We start from the raw sequence: 17,152 nt of genomic DNA, 5'->3' as shown, positions 1-17,152 counted from the left end.
GGTCGTTGCGGCGCACGACGGGGACCGCGTGCGCGTCGAGGTCTGCGACGAGGGCAGCGGCCCGTCGCAGCCGTTGCGCCGGCTCATCGCAGGAAGGCGGCGCGGCCGGGGCGCGCGTGGTCGCGGGCTGTCGATCGTCGACGGGGTCGCGCGCGGTCTCGGCGGATCGCTGCTCGCCGACCCGGACGCCGACGGCTGCCGCCTGGCCATCGTGCTCCCGGCCGCCGCGGTGCCCGCTCGCCCGGCCCCATGACCCGGCGCCGCCGCGCGGCGCTGCTCGCCGGGCTGGCCCTCCTGCTCGGGAGCCTCGCCGCCTCCGACGTGGCGCGCCGCGAGGCCGCTCTGAACGCGCGGCTCGCCCCGGTCGTCGACATCGTCGTCCTGCGGACCGATCTCGCCCAGGGGGACCCGATCACGGCGCGTGGGCTGGCGCTCCGCCGTGTGCCGGCCCGCTACGCGCCCTCCGGGGCGTTCTCGCGACCGGCTGCGGTGATCGGGCTCCGCGCGGCGGTGCCGTTGGCGGCAGGGACGGACCTCGTCCCGGCGCTTCTCGACGCGGGCGGGACGTCGCGCCCGGGCACGGGCCCGCCGGTGCGCCCGGGGGAGCGGGTGGCCGAACTCGTGGCGCGGGGGTCCCCCGACCTCGTCCGTGCCGGCTCGCGGGTCGACGTGCTCGTGACGCGTGACGGGCCGTCCGGGGGCGACGGTCGCACGGAGCTCGCGCTGCAGGACGCCGAGGTGCTCGCGGCGGCCGCCGCCCCGTCCGCAGACGGTGAGCAGACGGCGGACCGCGTGGCGGTGTCGCTGAGGGTGACCCTGCGCCAGGCGATCGAGCTCGCCGCGGCCGAGCAGTACGCACGGGAGGTGCGGGTGCTGGCGCGTGCCACCGGGGACCGCGGTCGCGGCGGCTGACCCTCGTCGGGGTCGCCGCGGCCGCTCGTGCGCCGGACGGTGCGCGGCGCTACCGTCCCCGGGCCGTGCGCCGTCTCGTCACCCTCGTCAGCCTGATCGTCCTCGTCGACACGATGTTCTACGCGGTCGTCGTGCCGCTGCTGCCTACCTACACGGAGGACCTCGGGCTGAGCAAGGCCTCGGCGGGGCTGCTGGCGGCCGCCTACCCGGCGGGCACCCTGCTCGGGGCGCTCCCGTCGGGGCTGCTGGCGGCACGGCTGGGGGCCAAGCCGACGGTGCTGATCGGGCTGATGCTGCTGATCGTCTCGACGCTGACGTTCGGCTTCGCCCAGGACGTGGTCCTGCTCGACGGCGCCCGGTTCGTGCAGGGTCTCGGCGGGGCCTGCTCGTGGGCAGGAGGACTGGCGTGGCTCATGGAGGCGGCTCCACCCGACCGCCGGGGAGCCCTCATCGGCACCGCGCTGGGTGCGGCCATCGGCGGAGCCCTCCTCGGCCCCGTGGTGGGCGCGATCGCGGAGAGCACCTCCCCGCGCCTGGTCTTCCCCTCCGTGGTGGTGCTCGCGGGCGGTCTGGCTGTGGCGGCCCTGCGGACCCCGGGTACCGGGCGCCGGCCGGCGCAGCCCCTGCGCACGGTGCTCGACGCCATGCGGTCGGCGCCGGTCGCCATCGCGATGTGGCTGGTGGCGCTGCCGGCGTTCTCCATCGGGATGGTCGGCGTGCTCGGGGCGCTGCGGCTGGACGGGTTCGGGGCCAGCGGCGCCGTCGTCGGTGCGGTCTTCCTGGTCGCGGCGGCGGTCGAGGCGGTGGTGAGCCCGGTCGTGGGCCGGCTCAGCGACCGGCGTGGCCGCATGGTCCCGATCCGCGGAGGCCTGGCGGGGGCCGCTGTGGTCCTGTGTCTGGTCGTCGTGCCGACGCAGGTCCTGCCGCTCGCGGTGGTCATCGTCGCCGCGAGCGCGGCGCTCGGCGCCTTCTGGGCTCCGGCCATGGCCATGCTCGCGGACGCTGCCGACCAGGCCCGCCTGCAGCAGGGGTTCGCGTTCGCGCTGGTCAACCTTGCCTGGGCCGCCGGCCAGGTGGGCGGCAGCGGGGCCGGGGGAGCGCTGGCCAAGGTCACGAGCGACGCCGTGCCGTTGGGCCTCGCCGCGGCCCTGTGCGGCGCGACGCTGCTGATGCTCACGCGTCCGCTGGCCCGGGGGAGAACAGCGCCCGCCGAAGCCTAATGGGGGCATGGACCGCTGTGCCCGCGAGGAGGCCCTGGAGGAGCTGTCGGAAGCGCTGCGCGCGCACCTGGTGCGCGACGCCGCGGATCCGCGGCGCTCGGACGCCGTCCCGGCGATCGAGCAGGTGCGCGAGCTCGTCGAGCGCGAGGCGGGTGTCCTGGACCCGGGGACCCGCCAGGAGCTGTGCCGTCGCGTGGTCGACCGCTCCGTCGGCCTGGGGCCGCTGGAGCCGCTGCTCGCCGATCCGACGGTCGACGAGATCATGGTCAGCGGCACGGACCCGGTGTGGGTCGAGCGTCGCGGTCGCTTGGAGCCGACCACGGCGCGGTTCTCCTCGGAGGCCGAGCTGCGCCACGCGATCGAGCGCATCCTGGCGCCGGTCGGGCGGCGGGTCGACGAGGCGCAGCCGCTGTGCGACGCGCGGCTGCCCGACGGCGCCCGGGTCAACGTCGTGCTGCCGCCTCTGGCGGTCGACGGCCCGACGCTGACGATCCGCCGGTTCCGCCGCCGCGCGCTCGACGCCCAGCAGCTGGTGGCCGGCGGCTCGTGGTCGGCGCCGGTGCACGACCTGCTGCGGACCGCTGTCCAGGCACGGCTGAACGTGCTCGTCAGCGGCGGCACGGGGTCGGGCAAGACCACGACGCTGAACGCCCTCTCCGGCTTCGTCGGGCCGCAGGAGCGGATCGTGACGATCGAGGACACCGCCGAGCTGCGTCTCCAGCAACCGCACGTGGTCAGGCTCGAGGCGCGGCCGCCGAGCGTCGAGGGCACCGGCGAGGTCACGATCCGGCACCTGGTCCGCAACGCGCTGCGGATGCGCCCGGACCGCATCGTCGTCGGCGAGGTGCGCGGGCCGGAGGCGCTCGACATGCTGATGGCGATGGCGAGCGGGCACGACGGGTCGTTGTGCACGGTCCACGCCTCGTCGCCCGGCGAGGCGCTGCGGCGCGTCGAGGTCCTGGCGCTCATGGCCGACCTGGGGCTCCCGCACGTCGCCGTGCGCGAGCAGGTGGCGGCCGCGATCGACCTGGTGGTGCACCAGGAGCGCGGCCCCGACGGGGTACGTCGGGTGACCGCGGTGTGCGAGGTGCAGCGCGTGGCGGACGGAATGCAGGCCCGTGCACTGGTCACGGACCGGGACGGCCGGACGAGCCGGCAGCCCGCAGCGGACCCGAGGATCGCCGCGGTCCTGGGATGAGCGCGGCGGTGCTGCTGGCCGGTCTCGCTGGAGTGTGCGCAGTGCCGGCGGCGCACGAGGCGCTGCGGGTCGCTCCGCGGCTGCGCGAGGGCGGTCGCCTGGTGGCCGGGCTGGGTGCGCCGTGGCGGGCCGCCGGCCGCGGTGACGTGGTGTCCGACCGCGGCGAGCGGTGGCGCATCGCCGTCGTCGCCGCGCTGACCGCAGGGGCCTGCGGCTGGCTCGTGGGGGGACCGGTCCTCGGCGTGCTCGTCGCGACGGCCGGTCCGGCGTGCGCGCACCGCGTCCTCCGGCTCCGTCGCGCGCGCTGGCGCGACCGGGTGATCGAGGGCGCGCCGATGGTGGCGAGGGCGCTGGCGGACGCGCTCGCCGGCGGTCGTTCGGTGCGCGGCGCGTTCGCGGACGTCGCCGCCCGCGGAGGGGCGGGGGAGGCGGCGGACCGTGAGCTGCGCCGGGTGGCCGCGGCGCTGACGGTCGGGGCGCCGACCGAGACCGCGCTGCGGGACTGGGCGGGACGGATCGGCGCCCCGTCCTACGACGTCCTCGTCGCCGCGGTGCTGCTCCAGGCCCAGGCCGGGGGAGATCTCGCCGCGCTGCTCCGGGAGCTGGCCGGTGAGCTGGAGGAGACGCGCCGGGCGACCGCGGACGCGCGCGCGGCCACGGCGCAGGCCCGGTTCACCGCCGGCATCGTCCTCGCGCTGCCGGGGGCCGCAGTGGTGCTGACGCAGCTCATGGCGCCCGGCACACTGGCGCAGGTGCTCGGCGCCCCGCTGCCGCGCCTGATGGTCCTCGCATCGCTGCTCCTCGACGTGATCGCCCTGGCGGTGATGCGTCGCCTGGCCCGGGTGGCGGCGTGAGCAGCGCCGCTGCGGCCGCCGCGATCGGCGCGTTCTGCGCGGTCCTCGCGCTCGCCGACATCGCCCGGGTGCATGCGTCGGCTCCGCGGCCGCAGGGGGGCCCCTCCGCGCGGTCCTCAGCGGGGATCGGGCGTCGCGGCGTCCGACGGACCCGTGGCGGCTGGGTCCTGGCGCTGCTGGTCGGTCTCGGCCGGAGGGCCGGGGTGCCGGCCGCGCCCTCGGACCTGTCGCGCCGGATCGCGGCGGCCGGGCTCGACCCGCGGCTTCGCGCTGCCGACGTCATGGCGGTGAAGGGCGGTGCGGCGCTCGTGGCGCTCGTCACGGTGGCCCCGCTCGCGCTCGGGCTGCCCGGCCTGTCAGGGGTGACGCTGGCCGTCACCGTGGCGGCGGCGGCCTTCCTGGCGCCCGATGCCTGGCTGCGCCGCCGCGCGCGTACCCGTGCGCGCCGCATGGCGGTCGAGGCGGCCGACCTCCTGGACCTGCTGCGGGTGGCGGTCGCGGCCGACATGCCCGTCGCGCGGGCGCTGGACGACGTCGGTCGCCGGCATCCCGGGCTGCTGGCGGCGGAGCTGCGGCGTGCGGGCCGGGAGATCGCGGTGGGGGTCCCGTCGGAGCAGGCCCTCGCGGGCCTCGTGTCGCGGTGCGACCTGCCCGTCGTGACGGCGCTCGTCGCCGCGATGGACCGCGCGGCCCGGCACGGCAGCCCGCTCGCGCCGGTGCTCGTCGCCCTGGCCGCCGACGCGCGTGCCGACCGCGTGAGGGCCCTGGCCGATCACGCGGCGCGGGCGGCGCCGAAGATCCAGCTGGTGATCGCGCTGCTGCTGGTGCCCGGGGTCCTGCTGCTGGTCGCCGCCGCCCTGATGGCCGCGTTGACCGGCTGATGTCCGGGCCGGCGGACCTGCCGACCCGGACGCCGCCGTGCTACTTCAGGCCGAGCACGATCCGGAAGCGGTTCGTGTCGCCGTCCCGCTTGCCGCCCGCGACGACGGCCGTGAACGCGTCGAGGTACGGCTTGGCCTTCGCGAAGTCCGCGTCGGACCCGACGGCGAGAGCGAGGAAGTTCACGACGGTGGGCAGGTCGAGGTAGAACGACGGCTGGATGCCGTCGCCGAGCTTGGCGGCGGCGGCCTTGAACGCTGCGTCGTCCCCGAGCCGTCCGCCGGCCGACGCCTCGAGCGTCTGCTTGACGAGTCCGGGACCCACACCGATGACGAAGCGATCGTCCCTGAGTCCGACGAGCAGCTCGATGCCGCCACCCGACTGGAGCGGGACCCGGAAGCCGGCCTCGGCGCCGTCGGGCGCCTTTGCGGTGACCGGTGCGCCGAACTGCCGCAGCAGGCCGGGGAGCTTGGCGAGCGTCTTCTTCGTCGTCGCCGGGTCGGTGGAGCGCACGAGCAGGCCGCCGCCGATGTCGGCGACCGACTTGCCGCGCACGAAGACCGCGCCCTCACCCATCCACGAGAGGAGGTCCTTCTCGACCGACAGGCCGAGCTGGGTCTCGAGGCCCGACAGCAGGGCCTGGGGGTCCTGTCCCGCGATGGGGCCGACGGAGGCGATCTGATCGATCCCCTGCTTCAGGGCCGCCCCGACCTCGCCGAGGCCGAGGCCGAGGACGGTGCCGGCGGGCAGGCTGGCGAGGGTCTTGGCGGGGTCGCCGGTGACCGCTCCGGCCGGGCCGCCGATCTGCGCGGTCTCCACGCGGATGGCGTCGTCGGCCACCGCGATCGCCGCGCTGAGCGTGCTGGCGCCGCCCAGGAGCTTCTTGAGCGGGTCGAGCTGTGACGCGATCAGCGGCTGGGAGGCGCTGAGCGCGGCCAGGCCCTGCGCCAGATCGACGTAGACGAACCCGAGGGCCTCGTCCTCGCTGATGCCCTTGCGCGCGTCCTGCAGCCCCTTGCTGTCGTCGAGTTGCCGGTCGCCCTTCTCGGCGTCCACCGCGGACTTGAAGGCGGCCTCGGTCCCGATGACGATCGTGTCGCCCACCGGTCCGGCCACGGTGCCGTCGGACTTCTGCTTCAGGTACTTGACGCCCTCGTACTCGGCCTCGCTGGTGTTCTTGTCCTCGAGGGACTCGATCGCCTTGTCGTTGTCCTTGGACGCGATGGCGAGCGCGAAGTCGGGCTCCTGCACGTTGCGCAGGGAGGTGATGGCGACGCCGATCTTGTTCCCGAGCCACGGGTCGATGTCGTCCTTGAAGTTCTTCTTGTCCGTCTCGTCGGCGATGGCCTTGTCGAAGGCCTTGATGATCGCGCCGCCGGGGTCGTCGGTGCGCAGCACCTTGCGCGCTGCCGCCTCGACGTTGGCCTTCAGGTCCCCGTCCGGCCGGACCGTGACCTCGACGTAGACGGGGGCGTTGGCGGGAAGGACCGATGCGGGGTCGACGTCGGCGTTGCCGGATTCGCCGCCGCAGCCGGCGGCGAGCGTGGTGACCGCGACGGCCAGGCCGGCGGCTGCGCGGCGGGAGAGGAGCCTGGAGGACATACGCCGCATCCTAGGGGGTTCGTAGGTGCGACAGGTGGCGCTGCCCGTCCCGCCCCATCCGCGCTCTCCCACCATGTCCCACCTGTGGACCTCCCGGGGCCGGGATCGCGTGCTCGAGGGCCCCGCCGGGGGTGGACGCACTACCGGCGGCGTGATGCAAGACCGCCTGCACGCGAAGGTCTCCCACCGCCGAATAGCGCATGAACACTGGGGTTTCGCCGCCGTCGCCGTCGTTGCGCAGACTCCTGTGGGAGAAGTTGTGCAGTTGGTGTTGACGGGTGGGGGGAAGTGGGGTACCTTCGCGGCCAGCGAACCGGGGTGGAGGAGCTCCTCCCACTCCTCCTCCCCGGTTCGCACCTCCTTCTCAGGGCCGGCTCATGGTCTTCCGCGGAACCTTCGACTACACCCTCGACGCGAAGAACCGGCTCACCGTCCCGGCGAGGATCCGCAGCCATTTCACGGACGGCGCGGTCCTCGCCCGAGGGCTCAAGCGCAACGTCTCGCTGTGGATCCCGTCGGAGTTCGAGGACTACGTCGCGACGATGCTCCGCGACTTCCATCCGCTCAGCGACGAGTACGCCACGCTGGACTCGCACCTCAACGGCGGCGCGCACGACGTGGAGCTCGACAGCGCCGGCCGGATCGCCTTCGCGCCGCGGCTCATGCAGTACGGCGGCATCACCAAGGACGTGGTCATCGTCGGCGGCACCAACCACCTGCAGATCTGGGATCGCGGCACCTGGGACGCCCGCGACGAAGGCCTGCCCGCCGCCGTGGCCGCCATCACCGCCCGCATGAGCGGCGGCGGTCCGTCCCTGTCCGGCCTCGGCCAGTCGTGACCAGGATCCTCGACATCATGGCTCCCGACCACGTCCCCGTCCTCGCCGGAGAGCTCATCGAGCTGCTCGACCCGCGCGCGGGGGAGACGGCCGTGGACTGCACCTTCGGGGCGGGCGGGCACGCGCGACTCGTCGCAGAGCGCCTCGGTCCCGACGGGGAGCTGATCGCGATCGACCGCGACCCCGAGGCCCAGCCGCGGTTCGACGCCCTGGCGGCGGAGCTGCCGTGCCGTACCCGCTTCCTCCGCGCGAGCTTCGCCGACGGTCTCGCGCAGCTGCGCGAGGAGGGGGTCCTGGCCGACGTCCTGTACCTGGACCTCGGCATGAGCTCGATGCAGATCGACACGCGCGACCGCGGCTTCTCGTACAGCTACGACGCGCCGCTGGACATGCGCATGGACTCCACGCAGGAGCTGACCGCCGCGGCGATCGTCCAGGAGTACGACGAGCGCGGGCTCAAGCGCCTGTTCCGGGAGTACGGTGACGAGCGCTTCGCGCCGCAGATCGCCCGGGCGATCGTGCGTGCGCGCGCCACCCGCCCGATCACCACGACCACGGAGCTGGTCGACGTCATCACCGCCGCGGTCCCGGTGCCGGCGCGGTTCGCCGCCGGTCACCCCGCCAAGCGGGTCTTCCAGGCGATCAGGATCGCCGTGAACGACGAGTTCGGGCAGGTCGAGGAGGCACTGCCCGTGGCGTGGGAGATCCTGCGCGTGGGAGGCCGTTTTGCAGGGATTTCGTTCCACTCGGGCGAAGACCGCCGCGTGAAGCGGTTCCTCGCGGATCTGGCCCAGGGCTGCATCTGCCCCCCGGACTTCCCGGTGTGTGCCTGCGGGCGCACCCCGGAGGCGGAGCTCCTCGGCCGCGGCACCGTGCCGACGGCCGGCGAGATCGACGCCAACCCCCGCGCGGCCTCGGCCCGCATGCGTGCAGCCCGAAAGCTCCAGGAAGGACCCCTCGCATGACACCGCCCGCCGCTGCCGCCGCCCGGACCGCGCCCGCTCGGCGGGCCCCCGCCCGGCCTCGCCCGCGTCCCGTCCCGGCGCCCGCCCGTCGCGTCTCCGGGCCGGCACGACCGGCGACCGCGGGCGCCCGCGTGGCGGTTCCCGGCGTGCGCCGCGGGCCCGTCCCGCAGACGGCCCGCCGTCCGGTCGCCGACCTGTCGATCCTCGACCGGCTCCTGCGCGGCCGCATGTGGATCGTGCTGCTCGCGAGCGCGCTCGTCGGCCTCGTGTTCCTCCAGATCTCGCTGCTGAAGCTCAACTCCGGCATCGGTCGGGCGGTGCAGACCGCCTCGACGCTCGAGCGTCAGAACTCGGTGCTCCGCGCGGAGGTCTCGCGGCTCAGCAACGGAGGCCGCATCCAGGACGCCGCGCTCGTCGGCGGCCTCGTGATGCCCAGCCCCGGCGACCGGCGCTACCTCGAGGTCGACGGACGCGGCGACGCCGTCCGGGCCGCGAAGGGCGTCACCGCCCCGGCTCCCGTCGTGCAGCAGCCCCTCCAGGGCACCCCGCAGGCCCAGCCCGGGCCGGTCGGGTCCGCGACCGCGCCGGCCCCGCAGTCCACGGCGCCCGCCCCGCAGCCCACGGCGCCGACCCCGCAGGCCGCCGCGCCCGCGCAGTCGACCTCGCCGGCCCAGACCGCACAGGCCCCAGCGGCCGCCGCGCCCGCGCCCGCGCCCGCGCAGACGCAGACGCCGTCGCAGGCGCCGCGTCAGGAGACCACCGGGCAGACGCAGGCCTCGCCCGCGCCGTCCGCAGGCACGCCGCCCAGTCCCACCGGCGGAGCGACCGCGGCCCCGAACGCCGGGTAACGGCCGTGGGCATCGTCGATCGCCGCATCTCCCTCCTCTTCGCCGCCTTCCTCGTCCTCCTGTCGTTCGCCTTCCTCCGGGCGCTGTGGCTCGGAGCGGTCTCCGGGGACCGCCTGGCGGCCGCGGCGGCCACCCAGCAGGTGGTCACCACCGAGGTGCCGGCACGTCGCGGGACCATCGTGGACCGTCAGGGCGTCGAGCTGGCGGTCAGCGAACCGGCGGATGACGTCAGCGCGACGCCCTACCTCGTCAAGGACCCGGTCAGGACCGCCGCGCGCCTTGCGCCGATCCTCGGCGTCCCCGCGGCCGAGCTGACGACGAAGCTCGCGCGGCGCGACACCGGCTTCGTCTACCTGGCGCGCCGCGTCCGGGCCGAGCAGGCGCAGAAGATCGAGCGCCTGACCGACGAGCGGCTCATCGAGGGCATCGACCTGACCCCCGGCACCCGGCGCGTGTACCCGCGCGACTGGCTCGCGACCCAGGTGCTGGGCACGGTCGGCACCGAGGGGAAGGGACTGGCGGGCGTCGAATACCTGCGCGAGCGTCAGTTGCACGGCTCCGACGGTCAGCGGCGCACGGTGCGCGACGCCCTCGGCGAGCCCCTGCAGGTGCACGACCTCCGCAAGGCGCAGCCGGGGGCACGCCTGGAGCTGACGCTCGATGCCGCGATCCAGGACAAGGTGGAGAGCGTCCTCGCGGGCGTCGGAAAGACCTACAGCCCCAAGAGCGCGACCGCGATCGTCATGGATCCGCGCACCAACGAGATCCTCGCCATGGCGAACTGGCCGCGCGTCAACGCCAACGATCCGGGCGCCGCCCCCGCCGACGCACTGCAGAACCGCGCGGTCGGCCTGACGTACGAGCCCGGGTCGACGTTCAAGGCCTTCACCGTCGCCGGCGCCCTCGAGGACGGCAAGGTGGCGCCCGACACGTCGTTCAACCTGCCGCCGCAGATCGTCGTCGCGGACCGGACCATCGGCGAGTCGCATCCGCGCGGACCCGTCACGCTGACCACCGCAGGCATCCTGGCGCAGTCCAGCAACGTCGGCGCGATCATGATCGGGCAGCGCCTCGGGAAGGTCGGGTTCGACCGCTGGGTGCGGCGCTTCGGCTTCTCGACGCCGACCGGCGTGGACCTCCCCGGCGAGGAGCAGGGGATCGTGCCCAAGGTGGAGGACTACTCGGGCTCCTCGATGGGCAACCTTCCGATCGGTCAGGGCCTCGCCGTCACGCCGATGCAGATGCTGACCGCCTACGCGGCGATCGCCAACGGCGGGATCCTGCGGGCACCGCGGGTCGTGCGCCGGGTCGACGGCGAGCCCGCTCCACGTCCGCGCGGCCGGCGCATCCTGTCCCGGGAGACCGCAGCCCACGTCCGCGGGATGCTGGAGGGCGTGTTCGCCTCGGGTGGCACCGCGGCGGAGGTCGCCATCCGCGGCTACAAGCTCGCCGGCAAGACGGGCACCGCGAACAAGGTGGACGCGCGGACCGGCGAGTACTCGAAGGCCAACTACGTCGCGTCGTTCGTCGGGTTCGCGCCCGCCGACAAGCCGCGGCTGCTCGTGTCGGTCATGGTCGACGAGCCGAAGGGCGCGATCTACGGCGGCGCTGTCGCCGCGCCGGCGTTCGGCAAGATCACCGAGTTCGGCCTGAGCTACCTGCGCGTCCCGCCGGCCTGAGAGACTTCCGCGGGCATGACGCTGCGCGAGGTGATCGGCGACGCTGCCCGCGACGCCCCGCACGTCGAGGTGGACGCGCTCGCCTACGACAACCGGACGGTGTCCTCCGGGACCGTCTTCTTCTGCGTGCCCGGCTTCACCAGCGACGGGCACGACTTCGCCGCCGATGCGGTGCAGCGCGGCGCGTCCGCGCTCGTCGTGCAGCGGCCGCTGGGTCTCGGGGTGCCCGAGGTCGTGGTGGACGACGTCCGCGCGGCGATGGCGCCCGCCGCCGCACGGCTGCACGGTGATCCGACCGCCGCGCTGCGCATGGTCGGCGTCACGGGGACCAACGGCAAGACGACCACCGCGCATCTCGTGCGGGCGCTGCTCGAGCACGCCGGCACGCGCACGGGGCTGCTGGGCACGGTGAGCCAGATCGTCGGTGGGGAGGAGACGCCCGCCGTCCGGACCACGCCGGAGGCGATCGACCTCCAGCGCACCTTCGCGGAGATGGTGGCGCGTGGGGACGAGGCCTGCGTCATGGAGGTGAGCTCGCACGCCCTGCGCCTGCGGCGCGCCGACGCGATCCACTGGTCGGTGGCGATCTTCACGAACCTCACGCAGGACCATCTCGACTTCCACACCGGCATGGAGGATTACTTCTCCGCCAAGCGCGAGCTGTTCGTCCCGCCCGCGGGAGTCCTCGCGCACGAGCCGCGAACCGCCGTGATCAACGTCGACGACCCCTATGGCGCGCGGCTCGCGGAGCAGGTGCCGGGCGCGATCACCGTCGGCATCGCCTCGTCGACGGCGACGCTGCGGGCGACGGACGTCCGGTCGACGTTCACCGGCACGACGTTCGCGGCCGACGACCGCGTCTGGAGCCTGCCGGTCCCCGGGGAGTTCAACGTCCTCAACGCGCTCGGGGCGATCGCCGCCGTCCGAGCCCTCGGGGTCCCGGACGAGGTCATCGCCGAGGGCCTGGCCGGGTTCGGCCGCGTCCCCGGCCGCTTCGAACCCGTCGACGAGGGCCAGGACTTCGGCGTCCTGGTCGACTACGCCCACACCCCCGATGCGCTCGACAACGTGCTCCGGGCCGCCCGTCCGCTGGCCGCCGACCGGGGCGGCCGTCTGCTCTGCGTGTTCGGCTGCGGCGGGGACCGCGACCGCGCCAAGCGTCCCCTCATGGGCGGGATCGCCGCCCGCCTCGCGGACGTCGTGGTCGTCACGAGCGACAACCCCCGCTCGGAGGACCCGCACGCCATCCTCGCGGAGATCGTCTCCGGGATCGACCGCGAGGACGTCGAGGTCATCGAGGACCGCGCCGTCGCGATCGGCCGCGCGATCAGCATGGCCGGGTCCGGGGACGTCGTCGTGATCGCCGGGAAGGGCCACGAGCAGGGGCAGGAGCTCGCCGGGGGCGTCAAGATCCCCTTCGACGATGTGACAACGGCCCGGGAGGCCCTGCGCCACCATGCATGACCGCACGCCCGACTGGATCGCCGCCGCCGCGGGAGCCAGACTGCTCCGCGCGGTGGACCCGACCCGTGAGGGGAGCGCGGCCGCCGGCCCGCGCCGTGCCGTGATCGACTCGCGCGTCGTGCTGCCCGGGGACCTGTTCGTCGGTCTTCCCGGGACGCAGGTCGACGGGGGACGCTTCGCCGCCCAGACCCTGGCCGCCGGGGCGTGGGGCGCGCTCGTGCACCCCGACCACGCCGACGCCGCGCAGGAGGCGGCCGCCGGGGTGGTCCTGGCCGCCGACGACCCGCTGCTGGCGCTGCAGCAGCTCGCGACCGCCTGGCGTCGTCAGCTCGCCGCGGTGGTGATCGGGATCACCGGGTCGACCGGCAAGACGTCGACCAAGGATCTCGTCGCCGCGATGCTGCGCGCGGGCGGCCGCGACCGCCTCATCGCGACATCGCAGAACTTCAACACCGAGATCGGCCTGCCGCTCACGGTGCTCGGGGCGCCCCCGGGGACCGACACCCTCGTGCTCGAGAAGGGCATGCGCGGGCCCGGGCAGATCGCGCAGCTCACGCGCATCAGCGAGCCCGACGTCGCGATCATCACCAACGTCGGCCCGGTGCACCTCGAGCTGCTCGGATCGGTTGCCGCGGTGGCCGCCGCCAAGGCCGAGCTGCTGACCTCCCTGCGGCCCGGCGGGACCGCCGTCATCCCCGCCGACGAGCCGCTGCTGGAGCAGTACCTCCGCGACGACCTGCAGATCGTGCGGTTCGGGCCCGGAGGCGACATCGAGGACCTCCCCGGTGTGCGCCTGCTGTCCGAGGGCATCGAGCTCACCTCCGCGCACATGCGCCGCAACGCGCTCGCGGCAGCCGCCGCCGTCCGCGCCGCCGGGATCGAGCCCCGCGGGGACATCGAGGTCGCCCTCAGCGCTCGTCGCGGACAGCGCGAACGTCTGGCCGGCGGGGTCATCGTCGTGGATGACTGCTACAACGCCAACCCGATGTCGATGCGCGCCGCCCTGGACGACCTCGCCGCCACGGCGCCGGCCCGGCGCGTCGCCGTGCTCGGCGACATGCTCGAGCTCGGCCCCGACGAGAAGCGCTTCCACAGCGAGATCGGGGTCCACGCCCGCGACCGCGGCGTCGACGTCCTGGTGGTCGTGGGCGAGCGAGCCGCCTACCTGGGCGCCGGGTCGAACCTCGGGAACGTCCACGCCGTCCCCGACGCGGCGACCGCCGCCCGCCTGGTACCGACGCTGGTGCAGGACGGGGACACCGTGCTGATCAAGGCCTCGAGGGGCATCGGGCTCGAGGTCGTCGCCGAGGCGCTTCGCGCGGCCCGGCCCGGCGAGGACGTGGCCTGATGGGCGAGATCCTCATCGGCGGCACCGCGGCGCTGCTGATCTGCGTCTTCCTCAGTCCGACGTTCATCGCGGCGCTCCGGCGCCGCGAGTTCGGCCAGCACATCCGCCCCGAGGGTCCCGAGGGTCACCACGCCAAGGCGGGGACGCCGACGATGGGCGGGATCATCATCTTCGTCGCCGTCAGCATCCCGTTCCTGATCCTCAGCGACTACGACTGGCGCTCGATCGGCGTCTACCTGGCCGCCATCCTGAGCGCGCTGCTCGGGTTCGCCGACGACGCGCAGAAGATCTTCAAGCGCCGGTCCCTGGGCCTCCAGGGACGCTGGAAGCTGATCGTCACGCTCGGCATCTCGATGCTGCTGTGGTGGGTGGCCACCCAGAAGGCCGGGCTCGCGCCGACGCTGCGCCTGCGGACCATCGACGCGACGATCGATCTCGGGGTCTTCTACCCGGTGCTCATCTACGTGGTGGTGGCGGGCACGACCAACGCCGTGAACCTGACCGACGGCCTCGACGGCCTCGCCGCCGGCTGCGCGGCCACCGTGCTGCTGGCGTACATCGGCATCACGTTCATCACCGACGGGCAGAAGGACCTGGCGCTGCTGTGCGGGTGCCTGGTCGGGGCCTGCATCGGATTCCTCTGGTACAACGCCTTCCCGGCCACGATCTTCATGGGGGACACCGGATCCCTGGGCCTGGGAGGAGCCGTGGCGGGCCTGGCGGTGATGACCAAGACCGAGGAGCTGCTCGTGCTCCTGGGCGGCATCTTCGTGGTCGAGGCGCTCAGCGTGATCATCCAGGTGTTCTCCTTCCAGACGTTCCGCAAGCGGGTCTTCCTGATGGCCCCGATCCACCACCACTTCGAGATCGCGGGCTGGTCGGAGACCAAGATCATCCTGCGGTTCTGGATCATCGGCTCGGCCTGCAGCGCGATCGGGTTCACGATCTACCAGCAGTCGGTCTCCTAGGGGCCGACCGGGTGCCCCGTCCGCCGCTGCCACCGGGCCCGTACCTCGTGGTCGGGCTCGCCCGGTCCGGGTTGGCCGCCGGCCTGGCGCTGGCCAGTCGCGGGGAGCAGGTCGTCGGGGTGGACAGCGGTACGCCGCAGGTCACCGTCGACCCGGGGTTCCCGATCCATCTCGGCGAGGACGGGATGGACCTGCTCGAGGACTTCGCCCGGCCCATCGGCGCGGTCGTCAAGTCCCCGGGCGTCCCCCCGCGAGCCGCGGTGGTGGCGGCGGCGCGCGAGCGGGGGATCCCGGTGCTCGGAGAGCTCGAGCTCGGCTGGCGCCTGGTGCCGCTGGAGGTCGTGGCGGTGACCGGGACCAACGGCAAGACGACCGTGGCCCAGTGGCTGGGCCACGTGCACCGGGTCGCCGGCGCACCGGTGCACGTGGTCGGCAACGTCGGGACCGCCTACACGTCGCTGATCGACGACCACGTCCCCGGCGCGACCGTGGTGGTCGAGTGCTCCAGCTACCAACTGCACGACACCGCCGCCTTCCGCCCGGAGGTGGGGGTGCTCCTGAACGCCGGCAGCGATCACCTGGACTGGCACGGCAGCGTCGAGGCCTACCGCCGGGCCAAGCTCCACGGCATGTTCTCCCGCCAGGTGCCGGCCGACACGGCGATCGCGCCCGGCGCGTTCGCGCCGCTGCCCGGCGACGGGACGTTCGTCGACCTGGATCTGGTCGAGCTTCCGGTGGAGCCCGGGTTGCCGGGCGAGCACAACCGGCGCAACGCCAAGGCGGTCGTGGCCGCCTGCCGCGCCCGCGGCATCGGGGAGGACGCGATCGCGGAGTCCCTGCGGACCTTCCCCGGCGTCGAGCACCGGCTGCAGCCCCTCGGGGTGCGCGGCGGGGTCCGGTTCGTCAACGACTCCAAGGCGACCAACGTCGAGTCGGCCCTGACCGCGCTGGCGGCCATGGACGCCCCGGTGCACCTGATCCTCGGCGGCGACGACGCCAAGCAGGAGGACTTCGCGCCCTTGCGTGACCCGGTCCGCCGGTCGTGCGCCAGCGTGCAGCTCGTGGGGGAGGCCGCCGGCCGGCTCCGGGAGGCGCTCGGCACCGGCACCGACCGCGGGGATCTCGAGCACGCGGTCGCTGCCGCCGTCGCGGCCGCCGCACCGGGGGAGATCGTGCTGCTCGCGCCGGCGTGCGCGAGCTTCGGGCAGTACCGGGACTTCGAGGAACGCGGCCGGCACTTCGCCGCGCTCGTCGGCGCGCTGGCCGAGTAGGTCCCGTCGTCCGGGCCCCGGGCCGCGCTCAGAACCGGCCGGCGCGGACGTCGGCGAACCAGGCGTCCGCGAACGCGCGCGCCTGCGCCTCGTCGAACCGCTCGCAGGACAGCTCGCGCCGGGCGGTCCGCAGCCGCAGCGCCTCGGTCTGCTCGACGCTGGGTCCGGCGCCGATGGCCACGTCGCTCCCGGTGATCCAGGAGCGCAGCGCGGCGACGTCGGCAGCCGGCAGGTCCGCGCGGTAGCTCACGATCACCCAGCCGTCGCCGAGCACGTGCCCGAAGTCCTCCTGCGGCACGCGCTCGCCCGGCTCGAAGAACTTCCGTGCCGGGTGCCCGCCGGCGCCGCTGAGCTGCGGCCGTGCGTCCCGCTGCACGCACGAGGCGTCCTCCGCGTCGCCGACGCGATCGGCGCGCGGGGAGTCGTCGGCCAGGCTGGTCGCCGTCAGGACCCCGGCGGCGATCAGGCCGGCCGCGGCGAGCGCCCCGGAGATCGTCCGCCGGACCCGCGGCCAGTCCGGCGCCCGCGACGCGAGCAGCGTCACGAGGGCGAACATCACGAGGACCGCCGCGAGCTGGCCGAGCTCGACCCCCGCGTTGAACGCGATCGTCTTGGCGACCAACCCATCGTCGGGGATGCCCAGGTCGAGCAGGCGGGTCGCGAGCCCGAGACCGTGGATCAGGCCGAAGCCGAGGATCGCGGCGCCGGGCCAGAAGAAGTCCTTGGGCCGGCCGCGCAGCCCGAGCCGCGCGATGAACACGACGCTCAGCGCGATGCACACGTCGACGAGCGTGGCCGAGATCCGCCAGTCCGCCACGGTGGCGACGATCAGCGTGGTGCTGTGGCCGGCGACGAACAGCGAGATCAGCTTCGCCGAGCGCAGCGGCGACCCGGCGAGCAGCACGATGCCGAGGATGAACAGCAGGTGATCCCACCCGAGCAGCATGTGCTCGATCCCCAGCGGCACGAACTCGAGGGTCGACTTGTCCGTGGCGGAGCCCCCGATCCCGTGGCCGTGCGCGGTCGCCGGGGCGAGCAGCACCAGCAGGCAGGTCGCGCGCATCGCGCCGGGTCCGGTCGGCTTCACCATCACCAGGGTAGATGA

15 protein-coding genes and 1 pseudogene are annotated in these 17,152 nt (G+C 74.4%); 14 read left to right on the top strand and 2 right to left on the bottom strand.

What is annotated here, in order from left to right:
- The 6 genes and pseudogenes from ABYE80_RS01875 to ABYE80_RS01850 all read left to right on the top strand — a co-directional run.
- Nucleotides 1-253: pseudogene (locus ABYE80_RS01875) on the top strand (PAS domain-containing sensor histidine kinase); the annotation flags it as partial.
- Entirely contained in the window at nt 250-912 is a 663-nt protein-coding gene (gene cpaB / locus ABYE80_RS01870) for a Flp pilus assembly protein CpaB (RefSeq protein ID WP_372788225.1), read from the top strand. The pseudogene ABYE80_RS01875 and the gene cpaB, both read left to right, overlap by 4 nt.
- Before the next feature lie 65 nt (nt 913-977).
- Nucleotides 978-2,132 carry an MFS transporter gene (locus ABYE80_RS01865; protein ID WP_372788224.1) on the top strand — a complete coding sequence of 385 codons (1,155 nt, stop codon included), beginning with the start codon at nt 978-980 and terminating at the stop codon, nt 2,130-2,132.
- A 7-nt stretch (nt 2,133-2,139) separates the two neighbouring features.
- Nucleotides 2,140-3,330, top strand: a complete 1,191-nt coding sequence (locus ABYE80_RS01860) for a CpaF family protein (RefSeq protein ID WP_372788223.1) — start codon at nt 2,140-2,142, stop codon at nt 3,328-3,330.
- Nucleotides 3,327-4,184, top strand: a complete 858-nt coding sequence (locus ABYE80_RS01855) for a type II secretion system F family protein (RefSeq protein ID WP_372788222.1) — start codon at nt 3,327-3,329, stop codon at nt 4,182-4,184. Before ABYE80_RS01860 ends, ABYE80_RS01855 begins: the two co-directional genes overlap by 4 nt.
- Nucleotides 4,181-5,065, top strand: coding sequence for a type II secretion system F family protein (locus ABYE80_RS01850; RefSeq protein ID WP_372788221.1), 885 nt, complete (start codon nt 4,181-4,183; stop codon nt 5,063-5,065). Before ABYE80_RS01855 ends, ABYE80_RS01850 begins: the two co-directional genes overlap by 4 nt.
- A 40-nt stretch (nt 5,066-5,105) precedes the next feature.
- Here ABYE80_RS01850 and ABYE80_RS01845 read toward each other — a convergent pair whose 3' ends face one another.
- The gene (locus ABYE80_RS01845; protein ID WP_372788220.1) at nt 5,106-6,665 is read right to left on the bottom strand and encodes a DUF3352 domain-containing protein; all 1,560 of its coding nucleotides are present in this window, start codon (nt 6,663-6,665) and stop codon (nt 5,106-5,108) included.
- Nucleotides 6,666-7,042: 377 nt separating this feature from the next.
- Here ABYE80_RS01845 and ABYE80_RS01840 point away from each other — a divergent pair, with 377 nt between their 5' ends.
- From ABYE80_RS01840 to murD, 8 genes are read left to right on the top strand one after another with little or no spacing between them, the layout of a single operon-like run.
- Entirely contained in the window at nt 7,043-7,504 is a 462-nt protein-coding gene (locus tag ABYE80_RS01840) for a division/cell wall cluster transcriptional repressor MraZ (protein ID WP_372788219.1), read from the top strand.
- Nucleotides 7,501-8,469 carry a 16S rRNA (cytosine(1402)-N(4))-methyltransferase RsmH gene (gene rsmH, locus ABYE80_RS01835; protein ID WP_372788218.1) on the top strand — a complete coding sequence of 323 codons (969 nt, stop codon included), beginning with the start codon at nt 7,501-7,503 and terminating at the stop codon, nt 8,467-8,469. Before ABYE80_RS01840 ends, rsmH begins: the two co-directional genes overlap by 4 nt.
- Nucleotides 8,466-9,317: a hypothetical protein gene (locus ABYE80_RS01830; protein ID WP_372788216.1), complete on the top strand. Its 852-nt coding sequence runs from the start codon at nt 8,466-8,468 to the stop codon at nt 9,315-9,317. Before rsmH ends, ABYE80_RS01830 begins: the two co-directional genes overlap by 4 nt.
- 5 nt (nt 9,318-9,322) lie before the next feature.
- Entirely contained in the window at nt 9,323-10,996 is a 1,674-nt protein-coding gene (locus ABYE80_RS01825; protein ID WP_372788215.1) for a peptidoglycan D,D-transpeptidase FtsI family protein, read from the top strand.
- A gap of 15 nt (nt 10,997-11,011) precedes the next feature.
- Nucleotides 11,012-12,460, top strand: coding sequence for a UDP-N-acetylmuramoyl-L-alanyl-D-glutamate--2,6-diaminopimelate ligase (locus ABYE80_RS01820; protein ID WP_372788214.1), 1,449 nt, complete (start codon nt 11,012-11,014; stop codon nt 12,458-12,460).
- Nucleotides 12,453-13,808: a UDP-N-acetylmuramoyl-tripeptide--D-alanyl-D-alanine ligase gene (gene murF / locus ABYE80_RS01815; protein ID WP_372788212.1), complete on the top strand. Its 1,356-nt coding sequence runs from the start codon at nt 12,453-12,455 to the stop codon at nt 13,806-13,808. Before ABYE80_RS01820 ends, murF begins: the two co-directional genes overlap by 8 nt.
- Nucleotides 13,808-14,776 (top strand): phospho-N-acetylmuramoyl-pentapeptide-transferase, encoded by a 969-nt coding sequence (gene mraY, locus ABYE80_RS01810; protein ID WP_372788211.1) that lies wholly within the window; start codon nt 13,808-13,810, stop codon nt 14,774-14,776. The genes murF and mraY overlap by 1 nt, the downstream gene beginning before the upstream one ends.
- An 11-nt stretch (nt 14,777-14,787) precedes the next feature.
- Nucleotides 14,788-16,047, top strand: a complete 1,260-nt coding sequence (gene murD, locus ABYE80_RS01805; protein ID WP_372788210.1) for a Mur ligase family protein — start codon at nt 14,788-14,790, stop codon at nt 16,045-16,047.
- 28 nt (nt 16,048-16,075) lie between these two features.
- Here murD and ABYE80_RS01800 read toward each other — a convergent pair whose 3' ends face one another.
- Entirely contained in the window at nt 16,076-17,134 is a 1,059-nt protein-coding gene (locus tag ABYE80_RS01800) for a HupE/UreJ family protein (RefSeq protein ID WP_372788209.1), read from the bottom strand.
- Nucleotides 17,135-17,152 lie beyond the last annotated feature (18 nt).

The sequence above is a fragment of the Paraconexibacter sp. genome (assembly GCF_041602235.1).
Lineage (GTDB): Bacteria > Actinomycetota > Thermoleophilia > Solirubrobacterales > Solirubrobacteraceae > Paraconexibacter.
Note: the sequence above shows the minus strand (reverse complement) of the source record. Positions and strands in the feature narration are given on the sequence as shown.

Excerpts from the sequence above, each read along its gene's own strand:
- cpaB (WP_372788225.1), top strand. The coding sequence starts at position 250 with ATGACCCGGCGCCGCCGCGCGGCGCTGCTCGCCGGGCTGGCCCTCCTG.
- ABYE80_RS01860 (WP_372788223.1), top strand. The coding sequence starts at position 2,140 with ATGGACCGCTGTGCCCGCGAGGAGGCCCTGGAGGAGCTGTCGGAAGCG.
- ABYE80_RS01855 (WP_372788222.1), top strand. The coding sequence starts at position 3,327 with ATGAGCGCGGCGGTGCTGCTGGCCGGTCTCGCTGGAGTGTGCGCAGTG.
- ABYE80_RS01845 (WP_372788220.1), bottom strand. The coding sequence starts at position 6,665 with ATGTCCTCCAGGCTCCTCTCCCGCCGCGCAGCCGCCGGCCTGGCCGTC.
- ABYE80_RS01840 (WP_372788219.1), top strand. The coding sequence starts at position 7,043 with ATGGTCTTCCGCGGAACCTTCGACTACACCCTCGACGCGAAGAACCGG.
- ABYE80_RS01830 (WP_372788216.1), top strand. The coding sequence starts at position 8,466 with ATGACACCGCCCGCCGCTGCCGCCGCCCGGACCGCGCCCGCTCGGCGG.
- ABYE80_RS01820 (WP_372788214.1), top strand. The coding sequence starts at position 11,012 with ATGACGCTGCGCGAGGTGATCGGCGACGCTGCCCGCGACGCCCCGCAC.
- murF (WP_372788212.1), top strand. The coding sequence starts at position 12,453 with ATGCATGACCGCACGCCCGACTGGATCGCCGCCGCCGCGGGAGCCAGA.
- mraY (WP_372788211.1), top strand. The coding sequence starts at position 13,808 with ATGGGCGAGATCCTCATCGGCGGCACCGCGGCGCTGCTGATCTGCGTC.